Annotated in this window: 14 protein-coding genes and 3 pseudogenes; 6 read left to right on the top strand and 11 right to left on the bottom strand. The window is 72.0% G+C overall.

Annotated features, from left to right (window positions below):
- Positions 1-39 precede the first annotated feature (39 nt).
- Positions 40-1386 carry a hypothetical protein gene (locus ABTY04_RS15290; protein WP_352213853.1) on the top strand — a complete coding sequence of 449 codons (1347 nt, stop codon included), beginning with the start codon at positions 40-42 and terminating at the stop codon, positions 1384-1386.
- On the opposite strand, the gene pdxR is transcribed toward ABTY04_RS15290, so the two are convergent.
- On the bottom strand, positions 1379-2803 hold the full coding sequence (gene pdxR, locus ABTY04_RS15285) for a MocR-like pyridoxine biosynthesis transcription factor PdxR (protein WP_352213852.1): 1425 nt from the start codon (positions 2801-2803) through the stop codon (positions 1379-1381). The two genes, ABTY04_RS15290 and pdxR, sit on opposite strands and share 8 nt — an antisense overlap.
- Positions 2804-2960: 157 nt before the next feature.
- Between pdxR and ABTY04_RS15280 the strand changes: the two genes are divergently transcribed.
- Both ABTY04_RS15280 and ABTY04_RS15275 read left to right on the top strand, forming a co-directional pair.
- Positions 2961-4226 carry an ATP-grasp domain-containing protein gene (locus ABTY04_RS15280; protein WP_352213851.1) on the top strand — a complete coding sequence of 422 codons (1266 nt, stop codon included), beginning with the start codon at positions 2961-2963 and terminating at the stop codon, positions 4224-4226.
- Complete coding sequence (locus ABTY04_RS15275; RefSeq protein WP_352213850.1) at positions 4223-5473, top strand: MFS transporter; 1251 nt, start codon at positions 4223-4225, stop codon at positions 5471-5473. Before ABTY04_RS15280 ends, ABTY04_RS15275 begins: the two co-directional genes overlap by 4 nt.
- 243 nt (positions 5474-5716) lie before the next feature.
- Here ABTY04_RS15275 and ABTY04_RS15270 read toward each other — a convergent pair whose 3' ends face one another.
- The 4 genes and pseudogenes from ABTY04_RS15270 to ABTY04_RS15255 all read right to left on the bottom strand — a co-directional run bounded on the left by ABTY04_RS15270 (position 5717) and on the right by ABTY04_RS15255 (position 9293).
- On the bottom strand, positions 5717-6793 hold the full coding sequence (locus ABTY04_RS15270; RefSeq protein ID WP_352213849.1) for a hypothetical protein: 1077 nt from the start codon (positions 6791-6793) through the stop codon (positions 5717-5719).
- A 55-nt stretch (positions 6794-6848) separates the two neighbouring features.
- A pseudogene (locus tag ABTY04_RS15265) lies at positions 6849-7427 on the bottom strand (caspase family protein); the annotation flags it as partial.
- Complete coding sequence (locus ABTY04_RS15260; RefSeq protein WP_352213848.1) at positions 7424-7654, bottom strand: hypothetical protein; 231 nt, start codon at positions 7652-7654, stop codon at positions 7424-7426. The gene ABTY04_RS15260 and the pseudogene ABTY04_RS15265, both read right to left, overlap by 4 nt.
- Positions 7655-8369: 715 nt before the next feature.
- Entirely contained in the window at positions 8370-9293 is a 924-nt protein-coding gene (locus ABTY04_RS15255; protein WP_352213847.1) for a LysR family transcriptional regulator, read from the bottom strand.
- A gap of 142 nt (positions 9294-9435) precedes the next feature.
- Between ABTY04_RS15255 and ABTY04_RS15250 the strand changes: the two genes are divergently transcribed.
- Positions 9436-10488 carry a YncE family protein gene (locus ABTY04_RS15250; RefSeq protein WP_352213846.1) on the top strand — a complete coding sequence of 351 codons (1053 nt, stop codon included), beginning with the start codon at positions 9436-9438 and terminating at the stop codon, positions 10486-10488.
- Between the two features lie 78 nt (positions 10489-10566).
- On the opposite strand, the gene ABTY04_RS15245 is transcribed toward ABTY04_RS15250, so the two are convergent.
- Positions 10567-11850, bottom strand: a complete 1284-nt coding sequence (locus ABTY04_RS15245) for an NAD(P)/FAD-dependent oxidoreductase (protein ID WP_352213845.1) — start codon at positions 11848-11850, stop codon at positions 10567-10569.
- 188 nt (positions 11851-12038) lie between these two features.
- Here ABTY04_RS15245 and ABTY04_RS15240 point away from each other — a divergent pair, with 188 nt between their 5' ends.
- Positions 12039-12185, top strand: a complete 147-nt coding sequence (locus tag ABTY04_RS15240) for a hypothetical protein (RefSeq protein WP_352213844.1) — start codon at positions 12039-12041, stop codon at positions 12183-12185.
- Between the two features lie 18 nt (positions 12186-12203).
- On the opposite strand, the gene ABTY04_RS15235 is transcribed toward ABTY04_RS15240, so the two are convergent.
- The 5 genes and pseudogenes from ABTY04_RS15235 to ABTY04_RS15215 all read right to left on the bottom strand — a co-directional run bounded on the left by ABTY04_RS15235 (position 12204) and on the right by ABTY04_RS15215 (position 16184).
- Entirely contained in the window at positions 12204-12836 is a 633-nt protein-coding gene (locus ABTY04_RS15235; RefSeq protein WP_352213843.1) for a class I SAM-dependent methyltransferase, read from the bottom strand.
- Between the two features lie 267 nt (positions 12837-13103).
- Positions 13104-13424, bottom strand: a pseudogene (locus tag ABTY04_RS41155) (YetF domain-containing protein); the annotation flags it as partial.
- Between the two features lie 281 nt (positions 13425-13705).
- Entirely contained in the window at positions 13706-14542 is an 837-nt protein-coding gene (locus ABTY04_RS15225; RefSeq protein WP_352213842.1) for a S1 family peptidase, read from the bottom strand.
- A 125-nt stretch (positions 14543-14667) separates the two neighbouring features.
- Entirely contained in the window at positions 14668-15435 is a 768-nt protein-coding gene (locus ABTY04_RS15220; protein ID WP_352213841.1) for a tyrosine-protein phosphatase, read from the bottom strand.
- A gap of 80 nt (positions 15436-15515) precedes the next feature.
- On the bottom strand, positions 15516-16184 hold the full coding sequence (locus ABTY04_RS15215; protein WP_352213840.1) for an O-methyltransferase: 669 nt from the start codon (positions 16182-16184) through the stop codon (positions 15516-15518).
- Between the two features lie 480 nt (positions 16185-16664).
- Here ABTY04_RS15215 and ABTY04_RS15210 point away from each other — a divergent pair.
- Positions 16665-17564: pseudogene (locus tag ABTY04_RS15210) on the top strand (trypsin-like serine peptidase); the annotation flags it as partial.
- Between the last annotated feature and the right edge of the window lie 80 nt (positions 17565-17644).

Genomic DNA, 17644 nt, shown 5'->3' with positions numbered 1-17644 from the left:
CTCATGAGCGCCGCAAGCGATCTTGGGGGGAACTGCACGATGCGCACCACTGCCACTCTGCGCGCCATACTCGATTTCGACCTGACCGACTACGTCGGCAACGCCCGCGCCGTGGGGCGTGATCTACTCGACCCCGCGTTGCGCGCCTGGATGGCCGAGGCATACGAGGACACAGTCGCTCTCCTCGCCCTCGACCGGGACCGGCTCAGCCGCAGCGAATACACGATGCTCCGCTTCGCCGAACTCGTCTTCCAGGCCGAGTGGAAACTGACCCTCCCCGAGGGCGAGGCACCCCAGGAGGTCGCCTCGCGCGGCGGCGGACCGCTGGACCGGCGCGGCAAGCGCTACCAGCCCTACGGCAACGTACGGCTCCTCAACCACGTGCTCGGCACCCGCAGCCACGCCCCGGACGGGGCCGTCGAGCGGGCCTGCTGGCAGACGATCCGCGCCACCGCCGAGAGCTGGCGGGCCTACGAACAGCGCACCGTCGACGGAACGGAGAAATGGGCACAGGACGCCCTGCCCTCCGACGGGCAGCTGACGGAGCGCATCGCACGGCTCGGGTCGCTGGTCTCCCTGAGCACCGGCCGCGCGCCCGCGCTGTGCCCCGCCGCGCCCGAACCGCCCCGCCACTGGCGGGACTACGTGCTCACGCCGCACGGCCCCGCCAACGTCCTGGAGCACCTGGCCGTGCTGCCCCAGACCACGCAGCACGACGAGGTCACCTTCCTGCGGGTGATCCACCTCGTCGAGGCCACCACATGGGGGGTGCTCGCCCGAGTGATGTCCGCCGCCGAGTGGCTGCGCGGCGGGCGGTGGGAGTACGCCGCCGAGTGCCTGGGGCGCGCGGCGGACCTGGCCGCAGCCCAGACCGAGGCCTTACTTGTCATGCGCAGGACGATGCCCGTGGAGCACTTCCAGGGGTTCCGGGAGGCGACGGGCGACGCGAGCGCCGTCCAGGCGTTCCCCACCCAGCTGCTGCACATCCACCTGCTCGGGGTCCACCCGGAGAAGGCCGAGGCGCTCGCCGAAGCCACGGAGAACGCCTACCTCCTGATGCACCAGAACCCGGACTTCGAACCACTGCGGGAGCTGCTGCGGTGGGTGCCTGCGGAGAAGGCGGGGCGGCGGGTGCTGGATGCGGCCCACCGCCTCGACCAGGAGCTGTTCGCCTGGCGGAAGATCCACTACGGGGTCGCTCTGCGCTACCTGCCCACGGAGGCCACGGGCTCGGGCGGCACCTCGGGAGCCCCGTACCTGCGCAGCTTCTACCAGGACAGGCTGTTCGACGCGGACCGGTCACTGCTTCCGCAGCACCGCTCCGGACCGAGCACCGTCCTCAGCCCCTGGATCCGGTCCCGTCCGGCGCTCTCCCCCTTCAACTGACGGGGTCCGTCGGCCGCGTCCCGTCGGACTGCTGCGCGTACACCTCCCCGATGCGCCGGATCGCCTCGGAGATGCCCGACCGGCCCAGGGCTGTGTACCCCAGTACCAGCCCGGGCCGGGCCGTCGCCGGATCGTCGTAGTACGCCCTGCTGCCCTTGACCAGGACGGACCGCTGGAGCGCCTCGGCGACGAGGCGCTCCTCGTCGGTGCCGGGCGGCAGTGCGGCGACGACGTGCAGCCCGGCGACGGGGCCGACCAGGGTCGCGGCCGGCAGGTACTGCTCCACGGCCTGTGTCAGCATGCCGTGCTGGGCCCGGTAGCGCGTGCGCATCTTGCGCAGGTGCCCGTCGAGCAGGCCGCTGCGCAGGAAGTCCGCGAACGCCAGCTGCATCAGGCCGTCGCCGCCCAGGTCGCGCCTGACCCGGATCGTCTCCATCATCGAGGTCAGCGCCGGCGGCAGCACCAGCCAGCCCAACCGCAGGCCGGGAGCGAGGAGTTTGCTCGCCGTGCCGGCGTAGATGACCCGCTCGGGATCGGCGGGCTGGAGCGCCAGGTGGCGACCGCGGTGCTCCAGCCACAGCCCGCCGTCGTAGTCGTCCTCGATGATCCAGCCGCCGGTGTCCCGTGCCCACCGCACCAGCTCCTGCTGGCGCTTGGGCGACATGGGCACGCCGAGCGGGAACTGGTGCGAGGGCGTGACCAGGACGGCCCGCACCCGGCTGGCGTAGAGCTGCTCGATCTCCACCCCTTCCGGCCCCACCGGCACGGCCAGCGTCCGGATCCCGTTCTCCTCGACGAACTGGCGCTGGCGGTCATGGCTGGGGTCCTCGACCGCCAGCCTGTCGATGCCCAGCTCGCTCAGGGCTGCGCAGATCAGGCCCAGACCGTGCGCGAACCCGCCCGTCACCATGGTGTTGTCCGGATGCCCCAGCACACCGCGGACCCGGCCGAGATACGCGACGAGCTCCGTACGCAGCTGTTCGACGCCGAGCAGCGGCGGATAGCCGAGTCCTTGGTAGCGGGCAGTGCTCACGGCCCGCTGGTAGGAAGCCGTCCATTCACGATGCGGGAAGGTGGCCGCATTGGGCGTGCCCGGCAGCAGGTTGAACCGGACCGGCGGGATCGCCCGGTCGACCAGCACCACGGGCTTCCTGATCCGGGTGTCGGCGTGGGCCGCCACCCGCGTACCGGAACCGCGGACCGACTCCAGCAGGCCCTCTCCGGTGAGCTTTTCGTACACCTCCACCACGACACTGCGCGACACCTTCAGGTCCTGGGCGAGCTGGCGGCTGGACGGGAGCCTGGAGCGGGGCGTCAGCCGTCCCTGCTCCACCTGTCTGCGCAGTTGGTCGGCGATCTGGGAGCCGAGTGGCTCCGGGGTGTCGCGTCGCACCTCCACTATGACGTGCCACGTCATGTTGTCCCCCCAAATTTTACTGTTTGTAGCGGTCGTCACGAATTTACAGCCGGATCGGGATTGGTCCGGTGGCGAGCCGGTCAACTGGCCTGGCGTGCACATTTCTTGGTCAGCAGACTGACCAGCCGATACGCCCCGGCCGAAAGGTTCACGTGCCATGCCCTCCCCGTCCCCGTCCCAGCCCTCGTCCCAGTCCTCGTCCCCGCTGCTGGTCCTGATCAGCCCCATGGACCAGGAAACCCGTGGTCACCTGCTGGAGTCCGTGGCACGGGACCACCGGATCTGGCTCTTCTCCGACCGCGAGGCCGGCTGGGAGGCGCCGTTCATCACCGGGCACACGCGCGTCGACACCCTGGACGCCGACGGCATGATCGAGGCGGCCCTGCCCGTGGCACCGGACGCGATCCTGTGCTGGGACGAGACCCGCATCCTTCCGGCGGCCAAGGTGGCCGGCGCCCTGGGGCTTCCGGGGCTGACCCCGGAAGCCGTACTGACCTGCCGCGACAAGCACCTCACCCGCCTCGCGGTGGCCGAGGCAGGCGGCCCGCAGGCCCGCTCCACCCCGGTGTCCACCCTCGCCGAGGCGTACGAGGCCGCCGCGGAGACGGGCTACCCGGTCGTGGTCAAGCCCCGGGCGCTCGTGGGCAGCACGGGCACGCGCATGGCCCGCACCCCCGAGGAACTGGCCGAAATCTTCCCCGCCATCCGGGGGACGACCATGGTCGAGGTGCGCGAGCGTTTCGAACAGCCCGTGCTCATCGAGGAGTACCTGGACGGTCCGGAGATCAGCGTCGACGCCCTGATCTGGGACGGCGAGGTGACCCCGCTCTTCGTCGCCCGCAAGGAACTGAGCCCGCCGCCCAACTTCGAGGAAGTGGGACACGGCGTCGACGCCTCCGACCCGCTGCTGGCCGACCCGGAGCTGCTGCGCGCCCTGACCACGGTGCACGCCGCCGTCGGCATCACCCGCGGCTGGACGCACTCGGAGTGGCGCCTCACCGCGCGCGGCCCCGCCCTGGTCGAGGTCAACGCCCGCAGCGGCGGCGACTTCATCTCGTACCTCGGACTGCTGGCCACGGGCTGGGACGCGGGCCTGGCAGCCGCCCGCCTGGCGCTCGGACAGCGCCCCGAACAGGGCGCCGCGCGCTCCGGGGCCGCCGCCGTACGCTTCCTCTATCCCGAGGTGGAGACCGTCGTCGGCCGCGTCACCATCGACCGCGACCGGCTGCCCGCGGGCATCGGGATCGCCCGCGTGGTTGCACAGCCCGGCCACGTCCTGGAACTCCCGCCCGCCTCACATACCGGCCGGTACGCCATGCTCGTGGCCTCCGCCGTCACCGCCGAGGAATGCCGGGCGACGCTCGACGCCGCCGAGGACGCGGTGCGCCTCGAAGCGGCCGAGCCGGTCCCGGCCCCGCGATGAGCGTGGACGGGGCGACCCGCGCCGACGATGCCGAGGCGGCCGGCGTCGTACTCACCTGGCGCGAGGCACCCCTGCCGGTGAAGGCGGTGATCGCCGGAATCATGGTGAACCGACTCGGCGGCTTCCTCCAGGTGTTCCTCGTGCTCTACATGGTCGCCGGCGGATACCCCGAGGTGCAGGCGGGGTTCGCGCTCGCCGCGCACGGAACGGGCGCGGTGGCGGGGATCCTCCTCGGCGGCTGGCTCGTCGGGCGGATCGGTGTCCGGGCCTCGATCGTCTCCTCGATGACGGCCAACGCGGCCCTCACGGCGGCCTTCCTGTACGCCGCGTCGTACCCGGTGATGCTGCTGCTCGCGGTCGGCACCGGCGCGGCGAGCCAGGTCTACCGGCCCGCCTCGGCGGAGCTGGTCAGCCGTCTCACCAGCGAGCAGCGCCGCGTCATGGTCTTCGCCATGTACCGCCTCGCCACCAACATCGGGACCACCGCGGCGCCCCTCATCGGCGCCGCCCTGGTCGCCCACTCGTACACCCTGCTGTTCTGGGCGGAGGCGGCCGCCGCCCTGGGCGTCGCCGTACTCGGCGGCCGGCTCCTGCCGCGCGACCGCCCCGGGCCCACGGCCGCCACCGGCCCGGCCGGGGCGAAGGTGGCCCCCGAGGCGGAGGCGGCGGGCCCGGGCGGCTACCGGGCGGTGCTGGGCGACCGGAGCTTCGTGTTGTTCCTGCTCGCCATCCTCGGCTTCTCCGCGGTCTACACCCAGTACCTGTCGACGCTCCCGCTCGCGGTGCGGGAGCGCGGACTCGACATCTTCGTCTACGGTGTCCTCGTCGCCGTCAACGGCCTGATCGTCATCCTGTGCGAGCTGGTGGTGACCCGGAAGGTGCAGCGGTGGCCGGCCAGGATCGCCACCGTCACCGGAATCCTCGCCGTCGGCGGCGGCCTCGCCGCGTACGCGCTGCCCTGGGGCGTCGCCGGGCTCGTGGCCGCCACGGTGGTGTGGTCGGTCGGCGAGATCATCGGCTCCCCGACCATGACCGCCTACCCTGCGCTGGCTGCGGCGCCCGAGAACCGGAGCCGGTACCTCGGCGCCTCCCAGGCCATGTTCGGGGTGGGCTCCGCCGTGGGACCCGCGGCGGGTGTCGCCGCGTGGGCCCTGATGGGCGACTCGGTATGGCTCGCGTGCGGGGCCCTCGCCGCGCTCGCCGCGATCGCCGCCTTCATCGGCATGCCGGCCTCCCCGAATCCCTAGTCTTCCGAGTCAGGAATTCCGTTCAGATGTGCAGGCTTGCGGAATGGCACGGACGGGGCGGCCGAAGGCCGAGTTGACGTTGTCGGATGAGGAGCGGGCCACACTCAAGGGGTGGGTGCGGCGCCGTTCCACGCCGCAGGCGTGGGCAGCCGCCCGCACCACCGGCTACGCCGGCCTCCCCCGGGCATCCTCATCGGAACCGACGCCCTCGCGGTCCTCGGCCGAACAGCGGCGCAGCAGCGCTCACCCGCCCGGATGGCGGGGCACCACCTCCGTGTCGCAGCGCAGCACTGTGTAGCGGAAGCCGCCGCCCGGGCGTACGGAGTCGCGTACGCCACCGAGGACTTCGGTGGCGACGGCCTCCAGGCCCGCCGGAAGGGAACGCGGCCGTGCGCGTCCTCCGGCGTCGGGAGAGGCCAGGGAGGACAGGTCTGTCTCGCGGTTGCCGATCAGGAGGGTCAGGGTTTCCGGACGGGGACCTTCGTACGGGACGTCCGACGGCCAGTAGACGTCGATCCAGCCGGAGTTCCAGACGCCGGGTCCCGGCCGATGTGCCCGGCGAGCCGGGGCCAGCAGACAGCCGCTGGGCTCGTCATCGGTCACCAGTGCGGTGCGCCCGCTCAGCCCGACGTCCAACAGCCACACGAAGAGCCGTTCCGGCGCATGGTTGACGACCTGGACGTGGTACGCGTCACCGTCCGACAGCCGGTCGCCGGAGCGCAGAGGCCGAGGCGGTCCGCCATGGCGTCGGCGCTCGAACACGGCCTCCACGTCGGCGTCCAGGTGCGCCGCGCCGCCGGCGCCGGGCAGTGCGCGAAGGCGTTCGCCGCGGGCCAGGTCCTCCAACAGGGCGAGCAGGTGCCCGCAGCGGTCGGGGTCGTCGGGGACCGGTGGGCGGAAGGCCAGACCGGCAGGGTCGACCACCACCACGGTGTCTTCCGAGGTGCGGACCGTGGCAAAGGGCGGGGCGACCGGTCCCGCCACCGCCAGTCCGACCGAACCGGGGAGAGCGGAGCGCAGGGCGCGGGACAACGGCCCGTCCCCGTCGAAGGCCAGGTACCGCCGGACCGCCGTACGCACCGGTATCGCACGGAGGCCCGGTACGCCGGCCTCCGGGGAGTCGAGGAACTCTGGGGACTTCGGCAGATCCAGGGGTGACTCCAGTTCGGCATCCGCGCCCCGTATCGCGGTGACCTTGGCCTGCGGTGCCTCGGCGGGGGCCGTGCCCGGCGCGACCAGTCCCACGATGTCGTCCTGCGCCAGACCCAGCACCGCGCCGCCGGGCACCACCAGGCGGCGCCCTCGCTGCAGCAGCGGCAATTGTCAGCCCGTTCCGCTCGCCCGGCCGGTACAGGCTCGGAGCCTCGTACGCCTGCTCGTGCCGTTGGCAGGCGGTCAGTCGTACGACGAAGGGGTCGGGCGCCGGCAGCTCCCGGGACAGCCGGTCGGCTCGGACCAGGGCCGCGTCCAGGGGCACGTCCCGGCTGACGGCCCGGACGGCCACCCGCGGGTCGCGTACGGCTCCACCCGAATGGCAGCAGTCCAGAATGACGGTGACGTTCGGGGTGATCGCCGTCAGCCTGCGGACGGTGGCGGTCAGCTCCTCGACGAGCAGGCCCCGGAACTCGCCGGAGCTGCTGTCGTCCACGTCTGTGGGCACGAGGTAGTGCAGATAGGGGGAGCGGCGGGCACGGGCTCGTTCCGCGGCGTCGGGCCGTTCGTGCATCGCGCCGTGCCCCGAGTAGTAGAGCACCACCCCGTCCCCCTGCTCGGTGTCCCTCTCCAGCCCGTCGAGCGTCTCAACGAGGGAGTGGTACCGCGCGCCGTCGTCCGTCCGGGTCCGGACGTCCCGGAAACCGCGGTCGCGGAGTACCCGTTCCATCAGCCGGACGTCGGAGTGCACCCCCGACAGACCGAAGGTCTGGGCGCCGATCAGTACCGCGCGCAGGGTCATGACACGGCCTCCTGAGTACCGATGTGGACGAACGGCGCCCAGTGGAAGGGGTGTTCGGGTGCAAGCCGCGGAGCACGGGCGGACCCACTGTCGCGGACCGTGCCGCGGGCCGCTCCGGCGGGCACCGGGCAGTCGGCCTCGGCTGCCAGCGAGGCGTATTCCTCGTCCCGTTCCGCGGCCGTCAGTGCGCGGACTTCCCGCTGCGCCTCGGCAAGGGCCGCGGCCACCCCCGGGCCGGGACCTGGGCAGGGTCGTAGCTGAGGTCCTCAGGGCCGACGGCAAGGCGGCGGTGTTTCCGGGGCGCAGAGCCGCGGGGCATCTGCATCCACAGCTGCCCCGGAAGCGGCGGGTCGTTCGGGTGTGCTCGCCGGGTGTTGGCGGAGTAGTAGGCACCACTGGTCACGCTGACCGCCCCCTGCACCCTCTCGGTCCTGAGGCTCCAGCCCTCGACCGGATCCCCGTCGGCGATGTACCCCGAGTTCGCCAGGTCCAGCGGGCGGCGCGCCCGCTGGTGGCGGTGGTGTACTCGCTGGACACGATCGAGTGACCGCCGACCCGGGTGCGGAACCCGTACCGTTCCATCGCGCCGACGCGAGCACCTGGGCCAGCCCGGCATGTTCCAGCCTGGCCCTCAGGCCGTCACTGGCATCGGCCCAGCTGCGGCCACTCGCGGGCCTGGTCTTCATGGCCAACCGGAACGGACCCGGTGCCGCCAGCGCAGGCGGGGCAGCCGCCAGCCCACCGGCGGCCACGGCCAGCGGTACGGCTCCCGTACCGCGCAGAATCGCCCTCCGAGTCAACTCCATGACGCCGCAGGGTAGGTGGGACGAATACCACTCGTACAGGCCGCTTCCGAAACGCGTCGTTGAGGAATGGCGGATCGACGACGGCTCTGTTCACCGTCGGCCGGCAACCCGGCTGCCCACCCCGCCGCTGAGGAAGTCAGCTGGCGGTGCGGGCGGCCGCCGTCCCCGGTCCCGGCGGGGCCAGGACGACGGCCGCCAGGTGCTCGCGGAACCAGCGGTGCCCCGGATCGGTCGAGTTGCGGGGGTGCCAGGCCATCCCGAGGTCCAGGGGTGCCAGGTCGAGGGGGATGGGAAACGTCCGCAGTCCCATGGCGGTGACGGTGTCGGGGAGCCAGTCGGCCAGGCTGAGCGCGACGAGGTCGGTGTCCCGGGCGAGCATCATCGCGCTCGTGTGGCTGGGCACGACGACCGCGGTCCGGCGTTGCAGCCCGAGTTCCGCGAGCGCGCGGTCGATGGGCCCGAGGCGCTTGCCGAGGCGGGAGATGCCGATGTGGTCGGCCGCGGCGAAACGACGGGCGTCGATCCGCCCGTCGAAGAGGGGATGACCGCTGCGGGCGATGCCGACCAGCGGCATCCGCGTGAGCTGCCGGGTCCGGATCTCCGGGTCCAGGTGTCCCAGGACACCCAGTTCGACGTCCACCCAGCCCTGCCGCAGCCCAGGGCCGCCCTCCACCGACTCCGGCAGGAAGACGACGTCCACCTGCGGGGCCTCCGCGTGGATCCGCTCGGTCAGGCTCCCCGCCAGTCCCACCAGCAGCAGGTCAGCGGCCTGCACCGTGAAGGTGCGCTGGAGATGCACGGCATCGAAACCGGGACCGGGCCGCAGGACGTTGTCGCAGCCGCGCAGCAACACGCCGATCTCGTCCCGGAGTTCCACGGCGCGCGGGGTCGGGACCATCCCCTGGCCGGCCCGGACCAGCAGCGGGTCGCCGACGGCACGGCGGAGCCGGGCCAGGGTACGGCTGACCGCCGCGGGCGAGGTGCCCAGGCGCTCCGCTGCGCGGGTCACGCTGTTCTCCTGGAGCAGGGCGTCCAGGACTCGCAGCAGGTTGAGATCCATCAATGCCTCCTGAGCTGCATTTTTACGCCTGAGTCAATGATTGCGTGTCAATCTTTGCATTGCCGCGGCATCCTCCGGCGCAGAGAGTGGAGATGCCCGCGAAGACGCGTGGCATTCCCTTCACTTCTTTCGAGGAGCCGCTGTGCAGCAGTCCCCCCGTGCCGGTCGGGAAGGCGACGTCCTGGCCGTCGTCAGTCAGAGCGGACCGACGGTCTCGTTCTTCGACGCCGCCTCCGACCGACACCTCGGCGATGTGCGAGTCCCTGCCGAGCCACACGAGTTGTGCTTCGACCCGACGCAGCGACTGCTGTGGTGCACCCTGACGTACCACTCGGGCTACTACCACGCGAACGGCGGCCGGCGTACCGAACTGGCCGTCATCGACCCCGACACCCGCCGCATCGTCGAGGTCGTCGACCTCGCCCCGGAACACGGGCCGCACGGACTGGCGCTGGACCCGGTACGCGGCCGCCTCTACGTCAGTGTGGAGAGTTCGCACGACCGGCCCGGCGCTGTCGTGGTGATCGACACGGCAACCCGCCGGCCCCTGGGCAGGATCGACACGGACGCGCCCGGCCCGCACTGGTTCGCCATCGATCCGGCGGGGCGGACGGGCTACGCCACCAACAAGGAAGCCCCGTTCGTGTCGGTCGTCGACCTCGAACGGGGCACCCTCACCGCAAAGGTCGAGGTACCGGGCAGTGAGGGCCTCGCCGTCTCCGCCGACGGCGCGCATGTCTTCGTCGCCGCGCCCTACGGCAACTTCTCCGGCACCGCCGAGGAACGGCCGCCCACCGGAATCCGGGTCATCGACACCCGGACAGCGGCCGTCGTCGACACCCTGCCCACAGGGGACATCGTCCTGCCGGTGCACTTGACCTCGACGGGCAGGCTGCTCGCGGGCGAAGTGCGCATGGCACCCGACGCGGCCTCCCGACTCGGGCGCCACGCACCGGGCCGCCTCGCCGTGTTCTGCGCCGACACCCGCAAGCAGCTGGGCGACGTCGAGGTCGGCCTCTTCCCGCTGACCATCACCTCGTCCCCCGACGGCCGGCTCGCCTACGTGGCCTGCGTCATCTCGTCCACCGTCGACATCGTCGACCTGGAGACGCTGGAGCGCCTGGCCCGGCTCGACATCGCCAAGCTCGGCGAGCCCGGCGCGCACGGCCTCGCGTACCTCCCGCGCCCGGCCTGACCGCCTCCCGGACCCACCACGTCCGTGCCTTCGTGCGCGGCGCCGACCTGCGCGTCGGCGACGTGGGAGCGGAGCCGGTCAGGACTCTGTGTGTGCCTGGTGCGCGGTCGGCGCAGCCGGCCCGCGATGCTTGATGTTGACGGCCGAAGCCTTGGCCAGGGCCATGGGGTTCAAGAAGCGCAGCGGACCGATCAGGCGGGCTGCGAACAGATACATGTGCCGCGCCATCGACTCATCTCGCGCTGCCGCTGAGAACATCAGCCGCTCCCCGGGATTGAACGGACGGGCCTTGGCGTAGTCGACGGCCAGGGACTGGTGGCCGCGCAGCCGGCGCCGGTGTGTGCGTGCGTACGCCGCGAGCGACCGGTCGAGGTCGCCCCGGCCGGTTACGGCCGGGGCGACCGCCTCGGCCAGCCAGTGCGCGGACTGCAGAGCCCACCCGCATCCCACTCCCCACAGGGGATCGCTGGTCAGGGCGGCGTCGCCGATCAACGCGACGCCCGGCGCGGTCGGCTCGCGGCTGATGAGCGGGTAGTCGACCGTACCGATGATCTTGGTGATGCGCTCGGCGGAGTCGATGGGCGGCGCCTCGGGCAGGGCGCGGACGAACGAGAGGAAGCTGCCCTCCAGGTCTTCCCGGAAGGCTGGCAGCCGTTTCTTGTCCGGGAGCACCGCGAGGACCGTCACCCCGCCGTCGTTCGGAAACGCGTACGCCATGTCGGGCTCCAGGAACCAGGTCTGGCCGATCCCGCCGTGCAGCGGAAGGTTGCGGAAGTGCGCGAGGTAGCCGAACCGCGCGTTCTCGTAACTCCGGGCCGGAACCTCGGCGAACTTCGCCACGGCCGAGTTCTTGCCGTCGGCGCCGACCACCAGGCGGGCCCGGATCTCACGCCCGCCCTGTGGCGTCGATGCGCACACCCCCGAGGTTCGCCCGGCTTCCCGGACCAGACCGGTCACTTGGTGGCCGAGGAGCAGATCGACGCCAGGCGTCTGCGCCGCATGGGATCTGATCAGCGGGTCGAGGGTGCTGCGCCGAATGTTGTACCCGTACGGCAGCTCGGGGCCCGACGGCGCCGCCCTCGGCTCGATCCACCCCCAGCGGGTGTACCAGCGGGCGTCGTTGTGGAGGGCTCCCGCCTTCTCCAGAGCGGGTATGAGGCCGAGCTCGTCCAGCACCGGGTGTGCGTTGGCCGTGAGGGAGTGGGTGCACAGCACCTTGTACGCCTCGGGGTCCGAGCGGCGTTCCAGCAGTGCGACGCGGACACCGCGTCGAGCGAGCAGGATCGCCGCGGCACTGCCGGCCAGGCTGGCTCCGCTGATGACGACGTCGTAGTCGTGTCCCGCACTCTCGGGCTTGGTCATGCGCTGATCGCTTCCCTTCGGGGTGTGGTGCCGTTCGTGGGAGTGGCGCAGTGCCCACTGCAGTCAGGAGCATGACCAATTGTCAAGAGCCCGCCCGCGCCGCAACCGGGCGTGATGCGGCCGACGAACCGCGACGCACCCGCCGTCCGGGCGTTCCCCCGGGACCGACCTCTGCGGCGAGGGCACACGTGGGGTCCGGTTCGGCGTTCGACGGGCAACCGGGCTCGGTGCGGATCGCGTTCACCGGCGTCGACGCGGCCGGGGCCGTGCGGGCCGCGGACCGGGTGGCCCGGCTGGCGGCCCGCGCCGCCGGAGCGCTGACGCCCGTACGGTAGCCCTCGCACGAAGGGGAGTCAGGAACGGGCGTACGCCGACAACCAGTTGAGATCGCGGTGCCCCGGCCCGTAGCGCTCCAGCTCGTTGACGACGCGTACGTCCGGATCGGCGAACCCGGCCGCCTCCAGCATGGCGCGGACGCGGTCCACGGTCTGGTAGCGGAAGAAGCGGGCCGCGTCGGCGCTGAAGGACTCGACGATCTCCTCTTCGCCCTGGCCCTCCTTGAAGCTGACGAACAGCGCCCCGCCGGGGCGCAGGACCCGGTGGAACTCGCCGAGGGCGGTCCGCACGTGCTCGTCCTTGAGGTGCAGCAGCGTGGCCTGGCACCAGACGCCCGCGAAGCTGCCGTCCGCGAAGTCCAGCGCGCACACGTCCATGCTGCGGAAGTCGAGGGTGGGGTGCAGCTCCCGGGCCCGGGCGAGGAACGGCTCGCTCAGGTCGATGCCGGTCACCGCCAGGCCCCTGGCCGTGAGCAGGGCCGTATCGCGGCCGAAGGCACAGCCGGCGTCCAGTACCGGACCCACCGGGTCGGGCAACAGCTGGAGGAACATGTCCATTTCGGCGTCCGGGACCATGCCCTTCGTGGCGGATTCGTACTTGTGAACGCTGTGCCCGTAGGCGGCGAGGGTACGCGAGAGGTAGTCCGACATGCTGGAAATCTACTTCGGCGCGATCATGCGCTCGGTTGCCTACCGCACAGGAGTGCTCGATGACACGTCCCGGGTCCCCACGGCCTGGGCGTCGGCTGCTTTTCGTACACGCCCACCCCGATGACGAGTCGATCGCCAACGGCGCGACGATGGGCCCTTCAGGGGTCTGCCGGCCGCCAGGTCGTCGAGTTTGCGTTCCAGGGTGGCGATGGAGGCCTTCAGGGCTGCGATGTCCGCCTTGTCGGCCGACTGCTCCGCTTCCGCCAGCTGGACCACCAGGGTGCCGCCCGGTTCGAGGGTGACTTCCGAGGTCTCCGTGACGTCGTCGCCGCCCTGGTGGCGGACCGCCGCGTCCAGGTCGGCGCGGCGCAGGCCGCAGCGGCGGATCACGGAGGTCTCCCAGTGGCCGTTGCGGGCCAGGGTGGTGGGCGTGCCCTCCAGCAGGCGGCCCAGCCGTTCGTGGCGGGCCGCCGCCCGGACCACCACGGTGTTGACGGCGAGCAGTACGGCGGCCCCGAAGGCCGCTCCGACGACCGAGTTGTCCGGACCGATCACGGCGTTCTGCACCACGTTGGCCAGCAGCAGCATGACCACCAGGTCGAAGGTGCTGAGCTGGGCGAGCTGGCGCTTGCCGACGATCCGGAGCAGCACCAGGATCAGCACGTAGACCGCGATGGTGCGGAGCGCCTTCTCCAGGTACCCGATCTCGTTGTGCAGGAAGGGTGTGAGGACACCGTGGGCGGATTGCATCGGTCAACGCTGGCACATCCTGAGGGCGGCGCGGGCCATCGACCCACCGGATCCCGGGCGGCGCCGCCGCGCGGGTACGCCGGCCGTCCGCCCCCCGGGGGGGCGGACGGCCGGTCGCGTCACGGCTTCGGAAGGACGCAGCCCTCGCGGTTCAGGTCGATCTTGTTGCCCGCGCCGATGCAGGGGACGATGATGTACGTCTCCTGGGCGTAGTTGATGCCCTGCCGGACGGTGACGTTGCCGCTCTCGTCCACCTCGCACGGGTTGTTGTCCGTGCAGCGCTGGCCGTCCTCATTGCCCGTGTTGTTGACGGCGACGACCTTGCCCGTCGTCGTGTCGATCACCGGGGAGCCCGAGGTGCCGCCGATGGTGTTGCAGGACGAGGTGTAGCGGACCGAATCCTTCCAGGTCCACTCGCCCTCCTTGAGGCGGTACGCGAACCCGTCCACGTTGCAGCTGTAGGTCCGCTTCCAGTAGCCCGACACGACCTTGATCCCCGTGCCCTGCACCGGGTGGGTGTCGTTGAGCGTGAGCGCGCTGATGCCGTACTGGCTCTGGATCTGCGCGTACGTCTTGGTGAGCTGGTAGATCGAGATGTCCGTGTCGGTCATCGTCGCGTACGCGATCTTGCTGGCCCGCAGCGTCGCGACGCGCGAGCCCGACGCGCCCAGCAGCGTGAACGAGCGGTTGGACGGCTGGTCCTTGACGACCTCGCCCGGCCCCGGGAAGCCCGTCTCCAGGCAGTGTCCGTTCGAGAGCACGAGCGCGGGGTCGGTCGGCTGGGAGCCGGGGGCGCGGACGACGGAGCCTGAGCAGTTGCTGAGCGCGACCGTCCCCGCGAAGTTCACGGTGACGGCAGGCGCGGCTTTGTCCTGGGGTGCGGACGCGACGGCCGGGGCTGCCGCCGCTCCTATCAGGAGCAGCGAGAGCAGGGCGCCGGCGAGAGGCTTGTTCATGTGGGGGTTCCCCTCTGATGACGATGCAACCGAAGATCCTCCGGTTGTCATGCGCATTGTTGAGATACCCGCTTCAACTGGCAAGCGTGCAAGTCGAGTTGACTGGCGTAACGTTCCGGCCATGATCAGCGCAGCAGGCGCTCCCGCAGCCGCGCCGCCGTGGCGGGCGTGATCCCGACGCGGGCGGCGAGATAGTCCGCCGCCGAGCCATAGCGCGTGGTCAGGTCGGCGAGGACGAGGGACAGGATCGTCTCCGGGGCACGCCCGTACGCGGGCCAGCGCATGGTGCGGCCCGGGTTGGCCGCGTGCCAGTCGGCCGTGAGGCGGGCTGTGGCCAGCTCGGTGAGCGCGAAATCGGCCAGGATTTCCTCCTCGGACACATCGAGGAGGGTCAGGACGAATGCGGCGATCAGGCCGGTGCGGTCCTTGCCGGAGGTGCAGTGGAAGACCGCCGGGCCGGGACCGGCCGCGATGAGCTCGATGGCCTGGCGGATCTCCAGGACCCCGTCCTCGGTCACCTCGGCGAACCGGTCGGCCAGGTACCGCCAGGGGTCGACGTCGGGGTCGATCGCGGCCTGGTCGTACGGGCGGTGCTCGATGCTCAGGTTGGCGTACGTGAACCGCTCGGCCTCCGGGATCCGGCCCTTGGCCTCGATCTCCCACGGGTAGCGCAGGTCGATGACGGTACGTATGCCCAGCCCGAGGAAGCGCTCCCAGTCGTCGCCCGCGAGCTTGCCGAGTGAGTCGGCCCGGTAGAGCACGCCCCAGGCGACGGTGCGGCCGTCCGCAGAGCGGTAGCCGCCCAGGTCACGGAAGTTGTGCAGGCGCCCGAAGCCGATGTGGCGGCGGTGCGCGTGCGGGTCGGCCGGCTGGGCGGCGGGCTGGACGGTCAACTGGGGCTCCTCGGGGTGCGGTTGTCGCCCAAGAATGCCCCAGTGCCCCGACGCGCCGGCGCCCCGGCGGCCTCGGGAGTTCAGCGCTTGCGCGCGAGCGTGAGGCCGTCCGCGATGGGGAGCATCACCGACTCGACCCGCTCGTCGGCGCGCACGTGCGCGTTGAACTCCCGCATGGCCAGGCCGTTCCCCTCCGCATCCGCGCGCACCGCCTCTCCTCCGTACAGGACGTTGTCGGCGAGGATCAGCCCGCCGGGTCGCAGGCGCGGCACGAGCTCGTCCCAGTAGGCGCAGTAGCCGGGCTTGTCGGCGTCGAGGAAGGCCAGGTCGATCACCGGGTCCTGGGGCAGGGCCCGGAGCGTCTCCAGGGCCGGGGCGATCACGAGGTCGATCCGGTCGTCCACCCCGGCCGCCTTCCAGGCCTCCCGGGCGAGCGCCGTCCACTCCTCGGATACGTCGCAGGCCAGGACCCGTCCGCCGGCCTCCAGACCCTCGGCCAGGGCGAGCGTGGAGTAGCCGGTGAAGGTGCCGACCTCGACGATCCGGCGGGCCCCGACGATCTTGCCCAGGAGGGTGAGGAAGACGCCCTGCTCGCGCGGGATCTGCATCTGCGCCGGGCTGCCGAGTTCTCGCGTACGGGCGATCAGCTGCTCCTGGACGGGGCTCGGGGGCTCGGCCTGGGCCACCAGGTACCCGTACACCTCTGCGGTGAGGTGCACCGTCTTCACACCCTCGGGGGTCCTGTCCATGTCGTACGCCCTCCACGAGTCCGGTATGCCTTCGGGGCGCCCCGCGCTCCGGAAACGCCCCGCTGCCCAACGACGCCGCCCCCGCACCGGCAACGGCCCGGCAACGCCCGGCACGGGCCCGCAGGCGGATGTACGTCACTCGGCACCGACCTGGCGGCAGCCGCGCCCCGCACCCCTCTCGCATGCGCGCAGCGCTCGTCGGGGGGATCGCCGACCGGGTCCTCGCACTCGGCCGCGGGCTGCTGCCGGGCCGCACCCTTCGTCCGGTTCCGCGATCCCGTCCCTTCGGAACCTGTCCGCCCCCGTCGGTGTGCCATCTGTCAATTCGCCTGGAGAGTCGTTGAGTTGGGCGAGGAACGGAAGGATGCGGGATGACGGACCCCCTCCTGTGAGGACGGACACATTCCGATTCCGGAACTCCTGTCGACGTGCCGCCCGTCGAACAGGGAGCCGATCGGGGCTTTCGGGCGGGAGTGCCACATGTTCACCACGGTTCACCGGCGGGCCGCACGGGCCCTGCGGGTCTCCCTGCTCGTCGGCGTGTCCTGCGCGGCGCTGGCCGGGGGCGCCGGGTACCTGTGGGAGCTGCGCGGCGTCATGGCGCACGCGGCGGAGGGGGATCCCGCGGAGGGGAGCTACGTACAGGACCCCGAGCCGGCCGACGAGGCGGCGGCGGCCGTGCTGGACGGCCTGGCGCGGGAGGTTCCGGCGGCGGAAGCGGAAGCAGAGGCGGAGGGGGGAGCGCCGGAGGTCCCGGTGCGGCGGGATCCGGCCCCGGATCCCGCCGCACCGGGCCCGGCCGCGCAGCGTACGGACGGCCCCCCGGCCGGCGTGCACTGGCGGTCGGGCGGCTGGCGGCCCTCCGACCCGCTGGCCGCCCGGCCCGCCGCCGCCGAGCCCGCGATCGGGGCGCTGTTCTCGCCCGGCGACGACGGGGACCCCGACCACCACTGCTCGGCCGCCGTGGTCCACTCCCCCGGCGGCGACCTCATCGCCACCGCCGCCCACTGCGTGTACCGCGGCGGCCTCGGCTTCCGCACGAACCTCGTCTTCGCCCCGGGCTACCGGGACGGCAGGGCCCCGTACGGGATCTGGGTGCCCACCCGGATCGACGTGGACCCCCGCTGGACCGAGGACCAGGACCCCGACCACGACGTGGCCTTCCTCCGGATGCGCCGGCCCGGGCGTCCCGGCGAGCGGCTGGAGGACGCCACCGGGGCCCAGGCGATCCGGTTCCGGCCCGAACTGCCGGCCCCGGCCCGTGTCGTGGGCTATCCGAACGACACCGAGTACCCGGTGGAGTGTTTCAACACCGCCCGCGCCGCGGGGCCCACGCAGCTGCGGCTGGATTGCGCGGACGTACCCGACGGCACGAGCGGTGGTCCGGTGCTGACCGACGCGCACACCCTGATCGGCGTGATCGGCGGCCGCGACGGGGGCGGCGACGAGGTGACCTCGTA

This window comes from Streptomyces sp. NPDC097981 (genome assembly GCF_040302565.1).
Taxonomy (GTDB): domain Bacteria; phylum Actinomycetota; class Actinomycetes; order Streptomycetales; family Streptomycetaceae; genus Streptomyces.
Note: the sequence above shows the minus strand (reverse complement) of the source record. Positions and strands in the feature narration are given on the sequence as shown.